Annotated in this window: 16 protein-coding genes; 9 read left to right on the top strand and 7 right to left on the bottom strand. The window is 37.3% G+C overall.

The genetic code is table 11. The features are described 5' to 3' along the window. Positions 1 to 397: 397 nt before the first annotated feature. The 4 genes from BTHG_RS20115 to BTHG_RS20130 all read right to left on the bottom strand — a co-directional run bounded on the left by BTHG_RS20115 (position 398) and on the right by BTHG_RS20130 (position 2,477). Positions 398 to 583, bottom strand: a complete 186-nt coding sequence (locus BTHG_RS20115) for a type Z 30S ribosomal protein S14 (protein ID WP_010283726.1) — start codon at positions 581 to 583, stop codon at positions 398 to 400. Between the two features lie 147 nt (positions 584 to 730). Next, positions 731 to 1,870: a zinc-dependent alcohol dehydrogenase gene (locus BTHG_RS20120; RefSeq protein ID WP_010283729.1), complete on the bottom strand. Its 1,140-nt coding sequence runs from the start codon at positions 1,868 to 1,870 to the stop codon at positions 731 to 733. Positions 1,871 to 1,888: 18 nt separating this feature from the next. Continuing rightward, a complete protein-coding gene (locus BTHG_RS20125) occupies positions 1,889 to 2,251 on the bottom strand; it encodes a spore coat protein (RefSeq protein WP_010283731.1) in 363 nt (120 codons plus the stop codon). A 10-nt stretch (positions 2,252 to 2,261) separates the two neighbouring features. Further along, the gene (locus BTHG_RS20130; protein WP_010283733.1) at positions 2,262 to 2,477 is read right to left on the bottom strand and encodes a hypothetical protein; all 216 of its coding nucleotides are present in this window, start codon (positions 2,475 to 2,477) and stop codon (positions 2,262 to 2,264) included. 185 nt (positions 2,478 to 2,662) lie between these two features. Here BTHG_RS20130 and BTHG_RS20135 point away from each other — a divergent pair, with 185 nt between their 5' ends. The 3 genes from BTHG_RS20135 (at position 2,663) to BTHG_RS20145 (ending at position 4,324) form a co-directional block, all read left to right on the top strand. Beyond that, entirely contained in the window at positions 2,663 to 2,872 is a 210-nt protein-coding gene (locus BTHG_RS20135; protein ID WP_010283735.1) for a Spore coat protein F, read from the top strand. Further along, positions 2,865 to 3,170, top strand: a complete 306-nt coding sequence (locus BTHG_RS20140) for a spore coat protein (protein WP_010283742.1) — start codon at positions 2,865 to 2,867, stop codon at positions 3,168 to 3,170. Before BTHG_RS20135 ends, BTHG_RS20140 begins: the two co-directional genes overlap by 8 nt. A gap of 296 nt (positions 3,171 to 3,466) precedes the next feature. Then, the gene (locus BTHG_RS20145) at positions 3,467 to 4,324 is read left to right on the top strand and encodes a manganese catalase family protein (protein WP_010283747.1); all 858 of its coding nucleotides are present in this window, start codon (positions 3,467 to 3,469) and stop codon (positions 4,322 to 4,324) included. 481 nt (positions 4,325 to 4,805) lie between these two features. Here the strand turns inward: BTHG_RS20145 and BTHG_RS25470 are convergent, their stop codons facing one another. Beyond that, positions 4,806 to 5,810 carry an ROK family transcriptional regulator gene (locus BTHG_RS25470; protein ID WP_010283751.1) on the bottom strand — a complete coding sequence of 335 codons (1,005 nt, stop codon included), beginning with the start codon at positions 5,808 to 5,810 and terminating at the stop codon, positions 4,806 to 4,808. 212 nt (positions 5,811 to 6,022) lie between these two features. Between BTHG_RS25470 and BTHG_RS20155 the strand changes: the two genes are divergently transcribed. The 5 genes from BTHG_RS20155 (at position 6,023) to BTHG_RS20175 (ending at position 12,417) form a co-directional block, all read left to right on the top strand. Further along, complete coding sequence (locus tag BTHG_RS20155) at positions 6,023 to 6,799, top strand: SDR family oxidoreductase (protein ID WP_010283758.1); 777 nt, start codon at positions 6,023 to 6,025, stop codon at positions 6,797 to 6,799. Positions 6,800 to 6,955: 156 nt separating this feature from the next. Continuing rightward, the gene (locus tag BTHG_RS20160; RefSeq protein WP_010283759.1) at positions 6,956 to 8,497 is read left to right on the top strand and encodes an FGGY-family carbohydrate kinase; all 1,542 of its coding nucleotides are present in this window, start codon (positions 6,956 to 6,958) and stop codon (positions 8,495 to 8,497) included. 5 nt (positions 8,498 to 8,502) lie between these two features. Then, entirely contained in the window at positions 8,503 to 9,849 is a 1,347-nt protein-coding gene (locus tag BTHG_RS20165; RefSeq protein ID WP_010283760.1) for an MFS transporter, read from the top strand. Between the two features lie 504 nt (positions 9,850 to 10,353). Further along, entirely contained in the window at positions 10,354 to 11,715 is a 1,362-nt protein-coding gene (locus tag BTHG_RS20170; RefSeq protein ID WP_148361274.1) for an arsenic transporter, read from the top strand. A 30-nt stretch (positions 11,716 to 11,745) separates the two neighbouring features. Then, on the top strand, positions 11,746 to 12,417 hold the full coding sequence (locus tag BTHG_RS20175; protein WP_010283762.1) for a hypothetical protein: 672 nt from the start codon (positions 11,746 to 11,748) through the stop codon (positions 12,415 to 12,417). A 254-nt stretch (positions 12,418 to 12,671) separates the two neighbouring features. Here the strand turns inward: BTHG_RS20175 and BTHG_RS20180 are convergent, their stop codons facing one another. After that, positions 12,672 to 14,405, bottom strand: a complete 1,734-nt coding sequence (locus BTHG_RS20180) for an ABC transporter ATP-binding protein (RefSeq protein ID WP_010283763.1) — start codon at positions 14,403 to 14,405, stop codon at positions 12,672 to 12,674. Between the two features lie 159 nt (positions 14,406 to 14,564). Between BTHG_RS20180 and BTHG_RS20185 the strand changes: the two genes are divergently transcribed. Next, complete coding sequence (locus BTHG_RS20185; protein ID WP_010283765.1) at positions 14,565 to 15,026, top strand: hypothetical protein; 462 nt, start codon at positions 14,565 to 14,567, stop codon at positions 15,024 to 15,026. Between the two features lie 29 nt (positions 15,027 to 15,055). On the opposite strand, the gene BTHG_RS20190 is transcribed toward BTHG_RS20185, so the two are convergent. After that, a complete protein-coding gene (locus BTHG_RS20190; protein WP_010283766.1) occupies positions 15,056 to 15,964 on the bottom strand; it encodes an AEC family transporter in 909 nt (302 codons plus the stop codon). Positions 15,965 to 16,132: the final 168 nt, after the last annotated feature.

Consider the following 16,132-nt stretch of genomic DNA (forward strand, 5'->3'; position numbering starts at 1 on the left):
CAAAGAACTATTTAATCCATCGCTCAAAAGCGACTTTACTAATATAGCATTTCGAGCAATTCATGTCAACACCTTTTTTTGAATCTACCATTGTTAAACTCAAAGCAGCAGATGTTGTTATGTTATATTAACATAATGTTTTTAGAAAATCAAATCGCTATGTTATGTCGAATATCGAAGCGAAGTGACAAAAGCTATAATAACATTCTATTTCCTTCACTTCAACAACCAATTTTTGTTAAAATACAATTCACCTATTTAAATCTATTTAGTTCAACTTTTTAACGAAAAACGATAGATTGTATAACGTAAAGTAGTAATCGAAATATCATCAAGTTTGCAGTTACTGTAGTAGCGTTTATTAGCAATAAAAAACCCTCCTATTGGAGGGTGAAGATTACCAACTAGCTTTTTTCACGCCTGGTATTTGTCCCTTGTAAGCTAATTCGCGGAAACAAATTCGGCAAAGCTTAAATTTTCGATATACAGAATGTGGACGACCACATCGTTCGCATCGAGTATATTCTTGTACTTTATATTTAGATGGTCGCTTTTGTTTCGCAATCATCGATGATTTTGCCATAATAATACCTCCTAAAGTTTGATGAGGCAGGAGAGTTAAACTATTATACCTCCTTGGCAACGTGCAGTAAACAGGTAATAATCGGTAAACATTAAAATAGCCTTGGAATTCTCCAAAGCTACCTCTTCTCTCATTTATTGTACGTTTCTAATGTGGTTTCAATATTACTTTAATACAATTATCCATTTTTGTATCGAAGAGCTCATATCCTTTTTTTGCTTCAGATAATGGAATTTTATGAGTTACAATATCTGCAAGATCTACTTTTCCTTCTGCTACTAACTGATACAACTGAGGGATGATAGGTATGACGTGTGCTTGTCCCATCTTTAGCTGAACATTGCGTTGGAATATATCGCCTAGGGGAAATGCATTATATCTCATTCCATAGATACCTGTAAGTTGGATGGTTCCACATTTTCGAACTGCTTGAGCGGCAGTGACGATGGCCCCCATCGCTCCTCCATGAAGTTTTAATCCTGTCGCTAAAAATTCAAGAGGGGTCATTTTTCCATCCATCCCAACACAGTCAATTACCACATCCGCTCCACCTTTTGTTATTTCCTTTAAATATTCTCCCACGTTAGGATGAGACTCAAAATTAACAATTTCAACATGATTTGTTCGTTTTGCATGCTGCAAACGGTAATCAATATAGTCGACAGCAATCACCCGTTTCGCGCCCTTTAACCACGCAAACTTCTGGGCAAGCAGACCCACTGGTCCACAGCCAAGAATAATAACCGTATCCCCTTCTTTTACTCCTGCATTATCGACACTCCAATATGCTGTTGAAGCGGCATCGGATAGTAGTACTAACTGTTCATCTTCTACTTCACAATTATCAGGAAGTCGATATGGAGTAAAATTTCCATATGGAACACGTAAATATTCTGCTTGTCCCCCTGCATATCCACCCGTTGTTTCTGAATAACCAAAGTAAGCACCCATATCCCCATGAGGATTTGCTTCGTCACATTGGCTCGTGTAGCCATGATCACAAAACCAACAGCGCCCACAACTTATATTAAATGGAACAATAACCCGGTCCCCCTTTTTGACCTTAGTTACTTCAGGACCAACTTCTTCAACAATTCCCATTGGTTCATGCCCAATAATAAAATTTTCCGGCATGTTTGGAATCATCCCATGGATAAGATGTAAATCAGACCCGCAAATTGCAGATGACGTTACCTTTACGATAATGTCATCTGCCTTTTCGATTTTTGAGTCTGGAACATCTGTTACAGCAACGTTCTTAATTCCTTGATAAGTAACTGCTTTCATTGTAAGACTCCTTTTGCTTTATTTAAATGGAGTGGCAAAGGTACCACGTCTATCAGTATCAATCGGAAACAGTGTCATATTCGCAATAGCGAGTGCCATATCAGCAGATTTAATATCAAGCTCCACTTGCTTCCCAAGATCATGAGGATACAGCCACCCTTTTTCAAGCATTAATTCTGTGGCTTCTTCGTACAGGTCAATAGCTGCTTCCATTTGGTTAACGAGCGTTGTCCTCACTTCAGGACTAGCCGTTTCTGTTAATGCAACCGCATAGTATCTTATACCTGTTTTTATTGACAATAAAAAATCAAGTGCAAAAGCAGAATCGGCCATCTTTGGCATTCCTTCTGCATATTTCGGATCTAAATAATCCTCATTCATTGATTTCACCTCATTTACTATTGGTTCTTGCACCTTCGTACAGAGTTTTTAACTCTGTGATAGCTTTTATAGATTGATCTACATCTTTTTGCATCAGTTTTTTTAAATCATTATCAAAACAAATTCCCTGCATTAATTTCGATTTCATTAAACAAACCGTTTTGAAGTTTAACATTTCATGCAAATCCATTGTTTCATGGAAGGCCAATTCTGTTTGCTCCACCATTGCTCAAACTCCTTTCCAAACGGAACTCATTTACGGTTTAGATTTCTCTTTACAAGCTATTCTTACTACAATACAAATCTGTATATTTTTTGGCTTAAATGTTTGATTTTACCTTTTACCTTTTATGGGAAAATTGAATGAAACTTAATGTTTAAGTCATGATATGAAAAAGAGGAGGATGGATGATGACGAAATATATGGCTCTTCATGAAACTCTTGAGGTTCATGAAATCCTAACTTTTAAAAACCTTTGTTTGACAAAAACCGTTACGATGAGCGGACTTGTCCAAGACCCGGAGTTAAAAGCAATTCTTTCAAACGATGTCTCAACAAGTACAAAGAGTATAACTCGATTAAAGGAACTTATTACGGATAGGAGTCATAAACATGAATAATGTATTTAAAAATTTGATGGGCATGGGTGGGATGACGGATAAAGTGATAGCCACAGATTTTTTAATCTCGACAAAAGCAGGCATACGAAATCTGGCTTTTGCCTTAACCGAAACAACTACACCTGAAGTAAGAACAGTGTTACGTGAGGAATTGAGAAATGCAATAAAAACCCATGAAACGATTACCAATTATATGATTGAAAAAGGCATATATCATCCTAGTAATTTAACCGAACAATTAAATGTAGATTTAACAATTACTGACACCGCATTAAACTTGGCTCAAACTAATCAATAAGATGGAAAATAAGTTTTTACACAGGAGTCGGTTTAGTACCTACTCCTTTTTTACTTTCTATGTAAATCCGCAGCATTCGGTATCTTTAAATTTTTCAAGAAACAAAAATAACTCCCCATTCCCCCGACCCCAAATACAAACTCAGAACATATACGAGCTAACCTGTATGACAAACACCCATTTATTTCTAATATAAACACCTTTTCCCCCTGCCTACATACTCTATCTACATAGGCATTTGCTTACAAAAGCCTATAAGTTTATGAATCTTTTTATAGATATGGAGGTTAATGCCATTGTTTTACCATATTAAAGAATTACAATACCGAGCAAAACCAGAACGTCCGGATGCTCTTTTTGCAAAACAACTCCAAGAGGTATTAGGTGGCCAATTTGGTGAGATATCTGTTGCACTTCAGTACTTATTCCAAGGATGGTCTATTCGTGGTGCAGATGGGAAATATAAGGACTTATTAATGGACACAGGCACTGAAGAACTTGCACACATTGAAATGTTAGCGACAATGATTGCTAGGTTATTAGATGGTGCTCCCGTTGGGGACCAAGAAATTGCTGCAAAGGATCCAGTCATTGGGGCTATTCTTGGTGGTATGAATCCACAGCATGCAATTGTTTCAGGACTTGGCGCTATGCCTGCGGATAGTGTAGGAAATCGTTGGACAGCAGACTATATTATTGCAAGCGGAAATCTTCTTGCAGACTTCCGTGCAAATCTAAATGCAGAATCACAAGGACGCTTACAAGCTGTTCGATTATATGAAGCAACTACTGACCGTGGTGTAAAGGATATGCTTTCATGGTTAATCGCAAGGGACACCATGCATCAAAATCAGTGGTTGGCTGCTATTAATGAACTTGAATCAAAAGAAAATATCGTTGTACCTAGTACATTTCCAAGAGAGTTAGAGAAACGTGAAGTTTCCCATGTCTTATTCAATTTCTCTCGCGGTAATGAAAGTGCTACAGGTAGATGGGCAAACGGTCCAAGTATGGATGGAGAAGGTACTTTCCAATTTGTAGAAAATCCACAGCCATTTGCCAAAAAACCAAAATTACGTCCAGCACCTCCTTATATCCATGATACATTACCTGCTGTTCTACAAAACGGTCTAATACCACCAAATATGTATTAAGCCTACAAGATTGAAAAACCCACAACTGAATGTGGGTTCCAGACTGTTGACAAACGCTCGCATCCTGCGTTGCTTGCCTCGCTCGTCCGCTCATGAAGGCAACTTCTATTCGCGTCTTCGCTCAGCTGCGCGCCTTGTCTGACAAGCGTTTGCAAGACAGTCTGGGAGTTGAGTTTAAATTTAGATATCCTTAAAAATTCATGTAGACAAAATCAGTACTGACTTTGTCTATACTCTGAAACCCACAACTGAATGTGGGTTCTTTTTTATATAAGGTTAATAATCGTGTGTAAAGGCCGTTTCTCTGTTGGGTCAGCAAACCTGTCCCCCATCCTATCATGAATCATGGAACCTCTACCCTATCATATGTTGTTCAAAAATGTTTGAATGAATCGGATAGCTGCACCTATAGGAACTCCATTCTCTGGCGAACGACTTATATGAATAAAAGGTTCGTTACTTGGAAAAGCGGTTCTTTCATTCACTTTATCATGAAGTATTTCAATATCATTTTTTCAAGATAAGGAGCCAAATGGCCACCTAGAATAAAGTCACGATTTAATACTAGATGGATATTATTAATCGAATATGCCAAATGATTTAAAAAGGCATTCCACCGCTCTACATATGACGGGGTATGTAAACGTACTTGCTGGAAAAATATATCTAGTGATTCATTTTCTTCTAGTAAAGCGTTAATGGAACTATATGTTTCCATGCAACCTTTCTGTCCGCAATAGCAGGAAGGCCCATTCGGATTAACGGTCATATGTTCAACAGTACCACTATAACCTTCATTCCCCATATATAATTTATCGTTTAGGATAATTGCCCCCCCAAGATGTGGACCAATCGATAAATAAATGGCATCCCCAACCTCATTTTGCATCCATAACTCAGTTGTTGCGGCACATTGCGCATCATGCACAAACATACAGGGATAGTTGAGATACTTTGTAAAAACGTCAATACCTAACCCAGTTGAGTTTAATATTTTTCCATACGTAATTTTTTGTCCGTCGATCGATGTTAGCGCTTGTACAGCAAACCCAATCCCCAAAATCTGGTCATCTGAAACATCAAGTGCTGCGATAAATTCTCGTACTGCTTGACTTACTTCTTTAAAATAACTTTCTTCATTCTTGTAGCGAATCGCAAATTCTGTTTGTTGAATAGTTTCCCCTCTTAGGTCAATTGCTAAAATTTGCACGGTTTTTTTTAGAATTTCTACTCCAATACTGATTCTAGCATGAGAACAAATAGAATATGCAGTTGCTCTCCTACCAACAGAAGATTCAAAGAGTCCATTCTTTTCAATTAGATTTTCCTTTTCTAGACGAACTAGATTTTGAGTCACAGTCGGTAAGCTCAAATTTAGTTCATTCGCAATATCCTGTTTCGAAAGTTTCCCTTTTTGATATAGGAGATGATATATCAACGAGTAATTATTCTTTTTTATATCTTTAAATGTAATGCTTTGATCCACGGAAATACCCCATTATATAAAGTAATTTTATAAAAACATTTTATTAATAAAATATATCACAGACACCTGCCCTATCACAACTTTCGTAATCGTATAAAACATTTATAACATTTTTCATGTTGACTACAAATGAAAACGGTTATATTATAAAAATACATTTTATAAAACCATTTTATAAAATAACTTTACTTTAAAAAAAGGAGAACATACATATGGGAATTATTGAGAAAATGCGCCTAGATGGTAAAAAGATTTTAGTAACTGGTGGTGCAAGAGGAATTGGTAAAAGTGTAGCAACAGCCTTTGCAGAAGCAGGAGCAGATCTTGCGATTGTAGATTTAGATATTGAGGAAGCTAAAAAGACGGCATTAGAGTTAGCAGACACTCATAATGTTGAAGCAATTGCCATCCAAACAGACGTAACCAAACCTGAAGATGTAAATGAAATGATAGAAAAAGTTTTAAATCAGTTTGGACGCTTAGATGTAGCCTTCTGTAATGCTGGGATTTGCATCAATGCGCCTGCGGAGGAAATGACGTTTGATCAGTGGAAAAAGGTAATCGATATTAATCTTACCGGTGTATTTTTAACGGCACAAGCTGCTGGAAAAGTCATGTTAAAGCAAGGTGGAGGTTCTATCATTAATACTGCCTCCATGTCAGCGCATATTGTGAATGTGCCACAACCACAGGCTTCCTACAATGCCTCAAAAGCAGGAGTCATCCAATTAACAAAATCACTTGCAGTTGAGTGGGCGTCAAGAAATGTTCGCGTAAATAGTATTAGTCCAGGATATATCGGAACAGAACTTACATTAAATTCGCCAAGCTTACAACCTTTAATTCAGCAATGGAATTCAGTGGCACCTCTTCAACGAATGGGAAAACCAGAGGAGCTTCAATCCATTTGTGTCTATCTTGCTGGTGACACGAGTAGCTTTACAACGGGCGCTGATTTTGTGATTGATGGTGCGTTTACGGCTATTTAATCGTATTTAGTAGAAATCTCCCCTTCTACTGGATAATTTAAATCCTCAGGCGTAGACATGCGATTTTCAAAGGATTCATTTCTAGCAAGCTCGAAATGATTTTGGCACAAATACGACAAGGAATATTTGATAGATTGATAGAATAGGAGTTTTAACATGGACTATTTACTCGGAACAGATATTGGAACTTCAGGTACCAAAACAATTTTAATGGATACCGAGGGCAATCTGATATCACAAGATTTACAAGAATATGATGTATTAACACCAAAGCCATTATGGGCGGAGCAGTGGCCAGAAGTTTGGCTTACTGCTGCAAAAACTTCGATTAAAAATACCGTGCAAAAGTCTGGTATTCCCTCTGAACAAATTCGAGGAATTGCCATTAGCGGTTTGTATGGAGGTTCTGGAATTCCTTTGGACGAAAACATGGAACCTGTTCGGCCATGTATGATTTGGATGGACAGAAGAGCTGAAAATGAAACAAAGTGGGTTAAAGACCATATTGGAGAAGAAAAACTAGTAGAAATTACCCATAATGGGTCTGACCCTTATTATGGCTATACGAAAATACTATGGATGAAACATAATGAACCGGAAAACTGGAAGAAAACGAAACTTTTTTTACCACCTAATGATTATGTCATCTATAAACTTACAGGTGAAATAGCAATTGATTATTCCTCTGCTGGGAATATTGGTGGCATTTTTGATATGAACACGAGAACATGGTCAAAAGAATTAATGGACCTAATGGGCATTCCTTTATCGATGATGCCTGAGAAAATTATGGAGTCTACAGATATAGTAGGTGGATTAACAGAGGAAAGTGCAGCCGAACTTGGTTTACCTGTAGGAATGCCTGTAATCGCAAGTGGAATAGATTGTGGCGCAGCTAATATCGGTCTAGGAGTTTTTGAGTCTGGTATTTATGCAGCAGCAATCGGAACTTCGATGTGTGCGGCATTAATTTCCGATAAACCAGTGAAAGGTAAAGATCTTATTGTGTGGCCATATTTATATAATGCAAAACGACTCTCCTATTATTTTGCTGGTGGTGCCACTGCTGGCGCCATTGTAAAATGGTTCCGTAAAACATTGTGTCAATTCGAAATTGAAGCTGAAAAAGCCGGAGGAAGAAATGCGTACGACGTATTGAATGAACAAGCAGCCAACATTCCAGTTGGTAGTGAAGGCTTAATTGTACTCCCCTACTTTATGGGTGAAAGAAGCCCTATTTGGGATTCAGATGCGAAAGGGACAATCCTTGGACTTTCATTGGCTCATACAAAAGCTCATATTTACCGGGCATTTCTTGAAGCGGTTGCATATTCATTAAAAAATGCGATGGAAGCAACTGGGGAAAATCTTGGTGAATATATATTAATTGCTGGTGGTGCAACAAAATCAAAATTGTGGAGGCAGATTTTTGCCGATGTTACTGGTTATCCAGTCGTTTGTCCTGTTCATGATGTTGAAGCAAATATGGGAGATGTTATGCTTGCAGGTATTGGGACTGGGCTTCTCACATTTGAGGATGTAAAGAAATGGCAAGTATTAGATGAAAAAATCATGCCAAATCAACAAAATCACCAAAGATATAATGAGTATTATGAAGTTTATAAATCTGCCTATCATCATTTAAAGGATGATATGAAAACGTTGACAAGACTAGGTAAAATGGAAAAGGATATGTGAAGAATATGAATAAATGGACAAAAAGAATCGGATACGGAGTTGGAGATTTAGGATGTAATTTAGTATTTAGTACAATGGCGTCTTATTTAATGTTTTTTTATACAGATGTCTTTGGTATAACAGCAGCAGTAGCTGGTACATTAATGCTCGTTACAAAAGTGATTGATGCCTTAACAGATACAGGTATGGGATTATTGGTTGATCGGACTCATACGAGATGGGGACAAGGAAGACCCTATTTTCTAATCGGAGCTATTCCATTTGCAGTATTTACGGTTTTAACTTTTATTGTTCCTGATTTTAGCATGACTGGGAAAATCATTTGGGCATATGTCACATATACCCTATTATGTACAGCCTATACAATCGTAAATATTCCATTAAATACGATTGTACCCAGACTAACATCTGATTATCATGAACGAAATTGGTTAGTCTCTACTAGAATGATTTGCGCATTAGTAGGTACAGCATTAGTAATGTCCATTACAACTCCACTCGTTGATTTCTTTGGTCAAGGTGATACACAAAAGGGATTTTTAATTACCATGACCATCTATGGCATTACAGCGATGATTATCTTTGTTTTTACATTTATGAGTACAAAAGAGGTTATTCCACCTTCTGTTACACATGAAAAATCATCATTTAAACAAGATTTAAAAGGATTAACAGATCAAAGTATCATTTTCTTTGTATTAAATTTTCTCTATTTTGGTCTTTTTGTGATTCGTAATACGACCGTAATCTATTATTTTACCTATAACCTAGGTCGCACAGACTGGTTAACATTTGTTGGTCTGTTCGGAATACTATCAGGCCTACCAATGTTACTTCTTCTTCCTTGGCTTCAAAGTAAAATGCCTAAAAAACATGTGCTGCTTTTAAGCGTTGCCATTTATATCGTTGGAGATTTATTAATCTATTTTGGCGGTTCATCAGCTATTACCCTGATTCTAGGACTAGCTATTACCGGTTTAGGGATTTACGGTATCTTTGGTGTTACCTTTGCCATCCAACCTGATGTTATTGATTATTCAGAGTTCAAAAAGAAACGAAGTATTTCTGGGATGATTGCGGCGTTTCAAGGTTTTTCAGTAAAAGGAAGCATGGGGCTAGCGAGTGCTTTTATTGGTGTTCTTTTAAATATGGGTGGTTATGTTCCAAAAGCCACACAAACAGCAACTGCGTTAAACTATATTGAAATTAGTTTTATCTGGATTCCGTTAGGTATTTGTATACTAATTGGGATTACTGCATGGTTCTATAAACTGGATAGTAAACGTGCTGAAATGGACATCGAACTAGAACGACGCCGCACTATAACAAACCAAAATGTTATAAACATGTAATGGACCATCCAAGCTCTTGCTTACCTCCATTTACACAAACGACATTCCTTCCTGGGATGTCGTTTGTTTATGCTCTTCACCACCTACTCTGCACACATTGCCATCCTATATAGTTATTCGTTTAGTAAACCCTATTATCATATGAAATGAATGTAGGTATTCGTTTAGTAGACTCTTCTGTGTTTAGGCAAGTAGCAAGAAATTCGTTTACTAAACTTTTAAAAAGTTTGCAAAATCCTAGGACAATCGCTTACTAGAATCTAGGTACGTACTGTAATCCGATGACATTCGTACGTTAAGGACTCTAGTGGATTTATAAAAAAATAGGTACAAACCCTATTCCCTCCATTTTCTAGTTACATATATATACATTAAAACATTAGAGAGATAGATAGATGGGAGGGACATTCATCATCATACTTTTACAAAAAATCACGAACGTATAGGAGGTAATATCATTTCAGGAAAATGACCCTGAACCATAAAAATAGAAAAGGTGAAAATATGAGTATGTTAACCGGTTGGATAACCATCATCACATTTTTGGTTACTCTCGGATTTATCCTTTGGAGGCCCAGGGGGATTAATGAAGCTTTACCCGCCTCATTAGGTGCAATTGTTGTTGTAATGATTGGGAGTGTATCCATTTCAGATCTTGGGATTATTACTAACACCATTAGTGGGGCGGCTATTACGATTATGGCAACGATTGTCATGGCAATTGTGTTAGAAAGCTTTGGATTCTTTCATTGGATGGCGGAGAAACTTGCAGAAAAAGCAAAGGGTTCAGGTATACGATTATTCTGGTACGTAAACCTACTTTGCTTTCTGATGACACTCTTCTTCAACAACGATGGAAGTATCTTAATTACAACTCCAATCCTAGTCATGCTATTAAACAATATGGGGTTAAAAAATCATCAAAAGATTCCGTATTTGCTTTCAGGTGCCTTAGTTGCAACTGCTTCTAGTGCTCCAATTGGTGTAAGTAACATTGTTAATTTAATTGCGCTAAAAATCGTCGAAATGGATTTGTGGTTGCATACAGCGATGATGTTTGTTCCTGCAACACTTGGATTATTACTACTGACATGGTTGTTGTTTCTTCGTTTTAAAAAAGTCTTACCTAAAACAGTTCCTACTAATGTTACAGGTCTTTCAAGAGCAGACTATCATCCACTTAAAAAACGAAAAGGAATCCAACACGCTTCAGAAAAAGCACGTTCAAATTTTATGAGAAATGTCTTGTTGTTTGTATTCGCAGTTCGTTGTAGCCTATTTCTCGCTTCCTTTTTACACATCCCCATTTCGTTAATGGCCGTTTTAGGATCAATCATTCTTTTAATTTGGAGATGGATTTACTTAAAACAATCTCCTGCCGATATGATTAAAAAAACGCCATGGTATATAATCGTATTCGCTTTTGGTATGTATACCATTATTTACGGTCTCAATAACATCGGTCTAACAGACTGGCTGATTACTTTTATGAAGCCAATGGTTTCTGGAAGTCTACTCAACGCAAGTATTATGATGGGCGGCTTACTAACGATACTTTCCAATATATTTAATAATCACCCTGCCCTAATGGTTGGTACGCTCACTTTAATGAATATGGATCTTAGTTTACTAGAATTAAAGATTGCCTACCTCGCGAATGTAATTGGGAGTGACATGGGGTCGTTGCTACTTCCAATGGGAACACTTGCTACGCTCATGTGGATGCATATCGTAAGGAAAGGAAAAGTAAAAATCACGTGGATGCAGTATATGAAAATCACATTTGTCGTTATACCACCTGCAACATTATTTACTCTCTTCATTTTATATTATTGGGTTTATTGGCTTTTTGCTGGCGCGCTTTAACAATAACAATTTTAAAAAAGGAGAATTAACATGTATATAGATTTTGTTGAGTTAGTAGGGAAGAAAATTGAGGTTGAACTTTCTGGAGGTATTTTTCACAAAGGGGTTCTAATAGATTGTGGATTAGACATTCTTGTCATTTACTCCAATTATTCCTTCCTTTATATTCCATTCACTCATGTACAAAAGTTAAAAGAAACGAGTTTTGAGGATAATGATTTATCTAACAGTCCTCCTTCAGAAAAACCAATTGAAACAGATGTCGTTTCCTATCGAAAAGCACTAACCGTTGCTAAAGGAATGCATGTCCAAATTTATGTAACGGGAAAAAAAGCGATTCATGGGACTCTTGGCTCGATTATGAACGATTATTTTGTATTTCATTCGCCTGTGTATAAAACAATGTATATTCCACTAAATCACATAAAATGGTTAATACCGTATCCTGCTAACAAAACACCATACTCATTAGATAAGGATAGCCCGTCATTAGCACCCGAATTATCAATCCCTGTTGCTAGATCATTTACAGAGCAATTGAAAAAGCTAGAAAATAAACTTGTGATGATTGATGTTGGAGAGCATTCAGATAAAATTGGTGTACTTCAAAAGTTTCGTAATAACAAAATCACTCTCATTTCAGCCGATGGGGAACGTATTTATCGGAATGTGGAGCATATAAAAACGATTCATTTACTGTAAAGATAGTGAGAAATGATGTAATAAGGAAGAATGTGATGCCTAAATGTTATGTAAAAGAAAAAAAGAATAATCCACCCTATCTGGCCAAAAGGATGGATTACTCTGTTACACTAGAATATCCTGACCGTGTCGCTATGTCACGGTCTTTTTTTAGTGTACTACCTATTCTTAGGATATGTTTTTCCGCACCATTTTGTTCGCGAAAAAAACACTTTCACCATAATTGGGAATGAGGGACACACTTCCGTGTCCCACTACGTTAACTGCTGCTCTGCAAAACTCCGATACAGTTCATGTGACTCAATTAATTCTTGGTGAGTCCCCTTCCCTGTAACCTCCCCTTTTTCGATAAAAATGATTTGATCGGCGTCAACAATTGTTGACAATCGGTGGGCAATAACAAAGGTAGTTCGCCCTTCCATTAGTCGCGAAAGCGCTTCTTGGACAATGCTTTCCGACTGACTATCAAGGCTTGCGGTTGCTTCGTCCATCATAAGAATCTTTGGATCGCGTAGGAACGCACGTGCAATCGCAATTCGTTGCCTTTGTCCACCCGATAATTTCACACCACGTTCACCTACTTCAGTATCTAATCCCTGTGAGAATGCTTGAATGAACTCATCAGCATAGGCCATTTTTGCAACTTCCCACAACCGTTCATCAGATATTTGTTTTGCGTTTTTCAGTCCATAGCATAAATTTTCCCGTATGGTTCCAGCCATCATCGCACTTTCTTGTGAGACATAACCAATTTGACTACGCCATGATTCAATTGAAAGCTCATGGATAGGAGTGTCCCCGATACGAATTTCACCAGCTGTAGGTTCATAATACCGTTCTAGCAAGCCAAACATCGTTGTTTTTCCACCACCACTTGGACCCGCAAATGCAATCATTTGACCCGGTTTTGCTTCAAAGGAGACTCCATGAATAACTGGCTCCTCTTCACTATACGCAAACGATACCTGTTCAACATGAATCGGCAAATTCGAGATATCCATATCTTTTCCTTTTTGACCTTCTTCTAATGGCAGCTCAATAATCCCAATAATCCGCTCGGTTGCTCCTTTTGCTTTTTGAAGCTGGGTAAAGAACATGGCAAAAGAAGTGATTGGAAAAATAATTTGAAACAGATACAACAGGAATGCGACGAGTGATCCTGTTGTCATCGACCCATTAGCGACACGAATTCCACCATACCCGATGATAATTACAATCACAATCATAACAATGGTGTACATAATTGGGCCAATCAGTGCAAAGATTCTCGCCTCTTTTAACCCAAATGAAAGTAAATTTCGAACCCCATTGATTCCTTTTTCCTCTTCAAAGCCTTCTGCTGTTGAAGATTTCATGAGCCGTATCTCACTGATGGTTTGTTGAATTTTTCCTGTAAACGTTGCGGTTTCATCCTGCAGGCCACGTGATATTTTCGCCATCTTCTTCCCAAGTGGCATCATGATGACCATTGTAAGAGGTACGGAAATTAGCATGAGAAGCGTCATTTTCCAATCCATTATCAGTAAGATAATGATGGCCCCGATAATAGATATGACTCCTGTGATAAATTGTGGAAAATGCTGAGAGATTAAATCTTTCACAATTCCCGTATCATTCACAACTCGGCTCACAGACTCTCCGCTTTGTTGCTTATCAAAATAGCTTACCGGTAAACGGATGAGTTTTTCCCACATCTTTTCACGTAATCGTGCAACTATCCGTTGACCCACTGCAGCAAGCATGTAAGTCGAAACTCCATCAATTACCGCCTGTAAAATAAATACCGCTGCAATAATCGCAATCAGTGCGGCATTAATCGATATTCCAGAAAACCCATCAACAAGCTCCCGTGTTAATAACGGAATCGAAAGCCCCACAAATGTTGTAATAATGCTTCCCGCTAAACCAACCCCTAAGGCCGCCTTCGGAATATTGGTCGACAAAATTAATTTAAAAAACGGCTTTAACCCATTTTCTTCATTTTTCATATGTATGAACTCCTTCACATAATCCTACCTCATTATTACGAACCAATTCCTAAAAAGTTACACGTTTGGGACAGGTCCATTATCCCAAATTATACAAAAATCTAAACATGGCACCATTTTCAATTACCCCACATAAACTGATTAAAATGGGGTGATCAAATGAAACGATGGTTGAAAACCTTGATTTTGATTTATCTTTGCATCTTATTTTTTGGTAGTTTTTTAGCAGTAGGTGCATTGTGGATTGGTGTATTTGAAGAATCATTCCCTAAGTTAGCGGAAATTGAAATTTTCTTGTATTATTTTTTTGCCGGCGCAATTGGTGGCTCGCTTAGACATCTATATATGTTTTGTTCGCACTATATGAATGACGAAGAAATTGATCCCAGGCATTGGGTCATGTATATTTTCTTTCCGCTTTTTGCAACTGGAACAGCTGTCATCGCCGTAAATTTAATTCAAAGCGGAATTTTGATGATTGATTTCACCGATAATCTTGATGGCCCTTATGCTCAAGTCAGTGTCGCCTTTTTTGTTGGGTTTGGCTTTAACCGGTTTCTTAATAAACTAAATGAAATATCAACTGGCTTGTTTGATATGAAAAAACAAAAACAGGACTGAGGATGAGTGCCTCAGTCCTTTCATTTTGTTTAGATAAGGTGTGCAAATACATATAAAATTACGATACTCACTAAAATCGTAATATTTGTTGCAGTTGCAATTAGTCGTATGTTTTCGTTACTGTATTTGAATTCAACTGCAAATGTGAGTGCCGAAGCAGCAACTGGTAATAACATGCCGATTAATATCGTATATCGGAACATATCTTCATATGGAAGTAAAAAGAACAATGTAACTCCTACAAGCAAGCCTATTCCATATCGGAATGTTAAAAATTTCAACATTGGCTTCAAAAACTGTTTTTCAAATTTAAAATTCAAATACAAGCCCAATAGAAGTAAGCTAAGAGGAATATTAGCACCGGATATGGTGCTTGCTATATCAATGACCACACCAGGTAACTTAATATGACTGTAATTTAAAATGCTCGCAAATAGATATGTCATTAATGGAATTGACTTAACAAGTTTTTTTCCAATTTCAACGGGTTTCAAACTTAACCCTTCCTTTGAAAAATAGCTTCCCATAATAAAAGCAATTCCAAAAACAAGGAAAGATGTTCCCACATCGAACATACTAAAATACGTCAATCCATCTATTCCCCAGATGGCAAATACAAGCGGAAACGCGAATAAGCCTACATTAAATCCTGAAGACATCATTAAAAAAGAGCCCTTAACCTCTTTTTCTTCATTTTTGAAGATGAGCAAGCCCAAAAAAGAGATGATGATTCCGTACACGAGTACAACAATGGGGAGTAAAATGAGGCTGGGTTGAACTTCAACAGAATCAAATGTCACAAGCACTAAAGCCGGGAGCGTAATTTTAAAGATGAGTTTGGAGATTACCTCCCCATCCTTCTCCTGCAAAATATGAATTCGTTTTAAAAAGTACCCGAGCGCAATGATGATAATAATATAAAAAAATTCCTGGTTCATGAAAGCATGCTCCTCTATCTATCAAAATACTACTCTAGTATACAGCATGCTGGGTCAAAGGGACAGGTCCCTTGTCCCAAATTTAATAACCTCGTTCACATTAAGAACTCTGTTACTTTCTCATTCCCACACCAACATGAATTCTTCATTATCGAAGAATAGTACTTT

This window comes from Bacillus timonensis (assembly GCF_000285535.1).
In the GTDB taxonomy this organism is placed as follows: Bacteria; Bacillota; Bacilli; order Bacillales; family Bacillaceae_L; genus Ferdinandcohnia; species Ferdinandcohnia timonensis.

Bases quoted from the DNA above. Each gene is read 5' to 3' on its own strand.
- BTHG_RS20115 (WP_010283726.1), bottom strand. From the start codon at position 583: ATGGCAAAATCATCGATGATTGCGAAACAAAAGCGACCATCTAAATAT.
- BTHG_RS20120 (WP_010283729.1), bottom strand. From the start codon at position 1,870: ATGAAAGCAGTTACTTATCAAGGAATTAAGAACGTTGCTGTAACAGAT.
- BTHG_RS20125 (WP_010283731.1), bottom strand. From the start codon at position 2,251: ATGAATGAGGATTATTTAGATCCGAAATATGCAGAAGGAATGCCAAAG.
- BTHG_RS20130 (WP_010283733.1), bottom strand. From the start codon at position 2,477: ATGGTGGAGCAAACAGAATTGGCCTTCCATGAAACAATGGATTTGCAT.
- BTHG_RS20135 (WP_010283735.1), top strand. From the start codon at position 2,663: ATGACGAAATATATGGCTCTTCATGAAACTCTTGAGGTTCATGAAATC.
- BTHG_RS20140 (WP_010283742.1), top strand. From the start codon at position 2,865: ATGAATAATGTATTTAAAAATTTGATGGGCATGGGTGGGATGACGGAT.
- BTHG_RS20155 (WP_010283758.1), top strand. From the start codon at position 6,023: ATGGGAATTATTGAGAAAATGCGCCTAGATGGTAAAAAGATTTTAGTA.
- BTHG_RS20160 (WP_010283759.1), top strand. From the start codon at position 6,956: ATGGACTATTTACTCGGAACAGATATTGGAACTTCAGGTACCAAAACA.
- BTHG_RS20165 (WP_010283760.1), top strand. From the start codon at position 8,503: ATGAATAAATGGACAAAAAGAATCGGATACGGAGTTGGAGATTTAGGA.
- BTHG_RS20170 (WP_148361274.1), top strand. From the start codon at position 10,354: ATGAGTATGTTAACCGGTTGGATAACCATCATCACATTTTTGGTTACT.
- BTHG_RS20175 (WP_010283762.1), top strand. From the start codon at position 11,746: ATGTATATAGATTTTGTTGAGTTAGTAGGGAAGAAAATTGAGGTTGAA.
- BTHG_RS20180 (WP_010283763.1), bottom strand. From the start codon at position 14,405: ATGAAAAATGAAGAAAATGGGTTAAAGCCGTTTTTTAAATTAATTTTG.
- BTHG_RS20185 (WP_010283765.1), top strand. From the start codon at position 14,565: ATGAAACGATGGTTGAAAACCTTGATTTTGATTTATCTTTGCATCTTA.
- BTHG_RS20190 (WP_010283766.1), bottom strand. From the start codon at position 15,964: ATGAACCAGGAATTTTTTTATATTATTATCATCATTGCGCTCGGGTAC.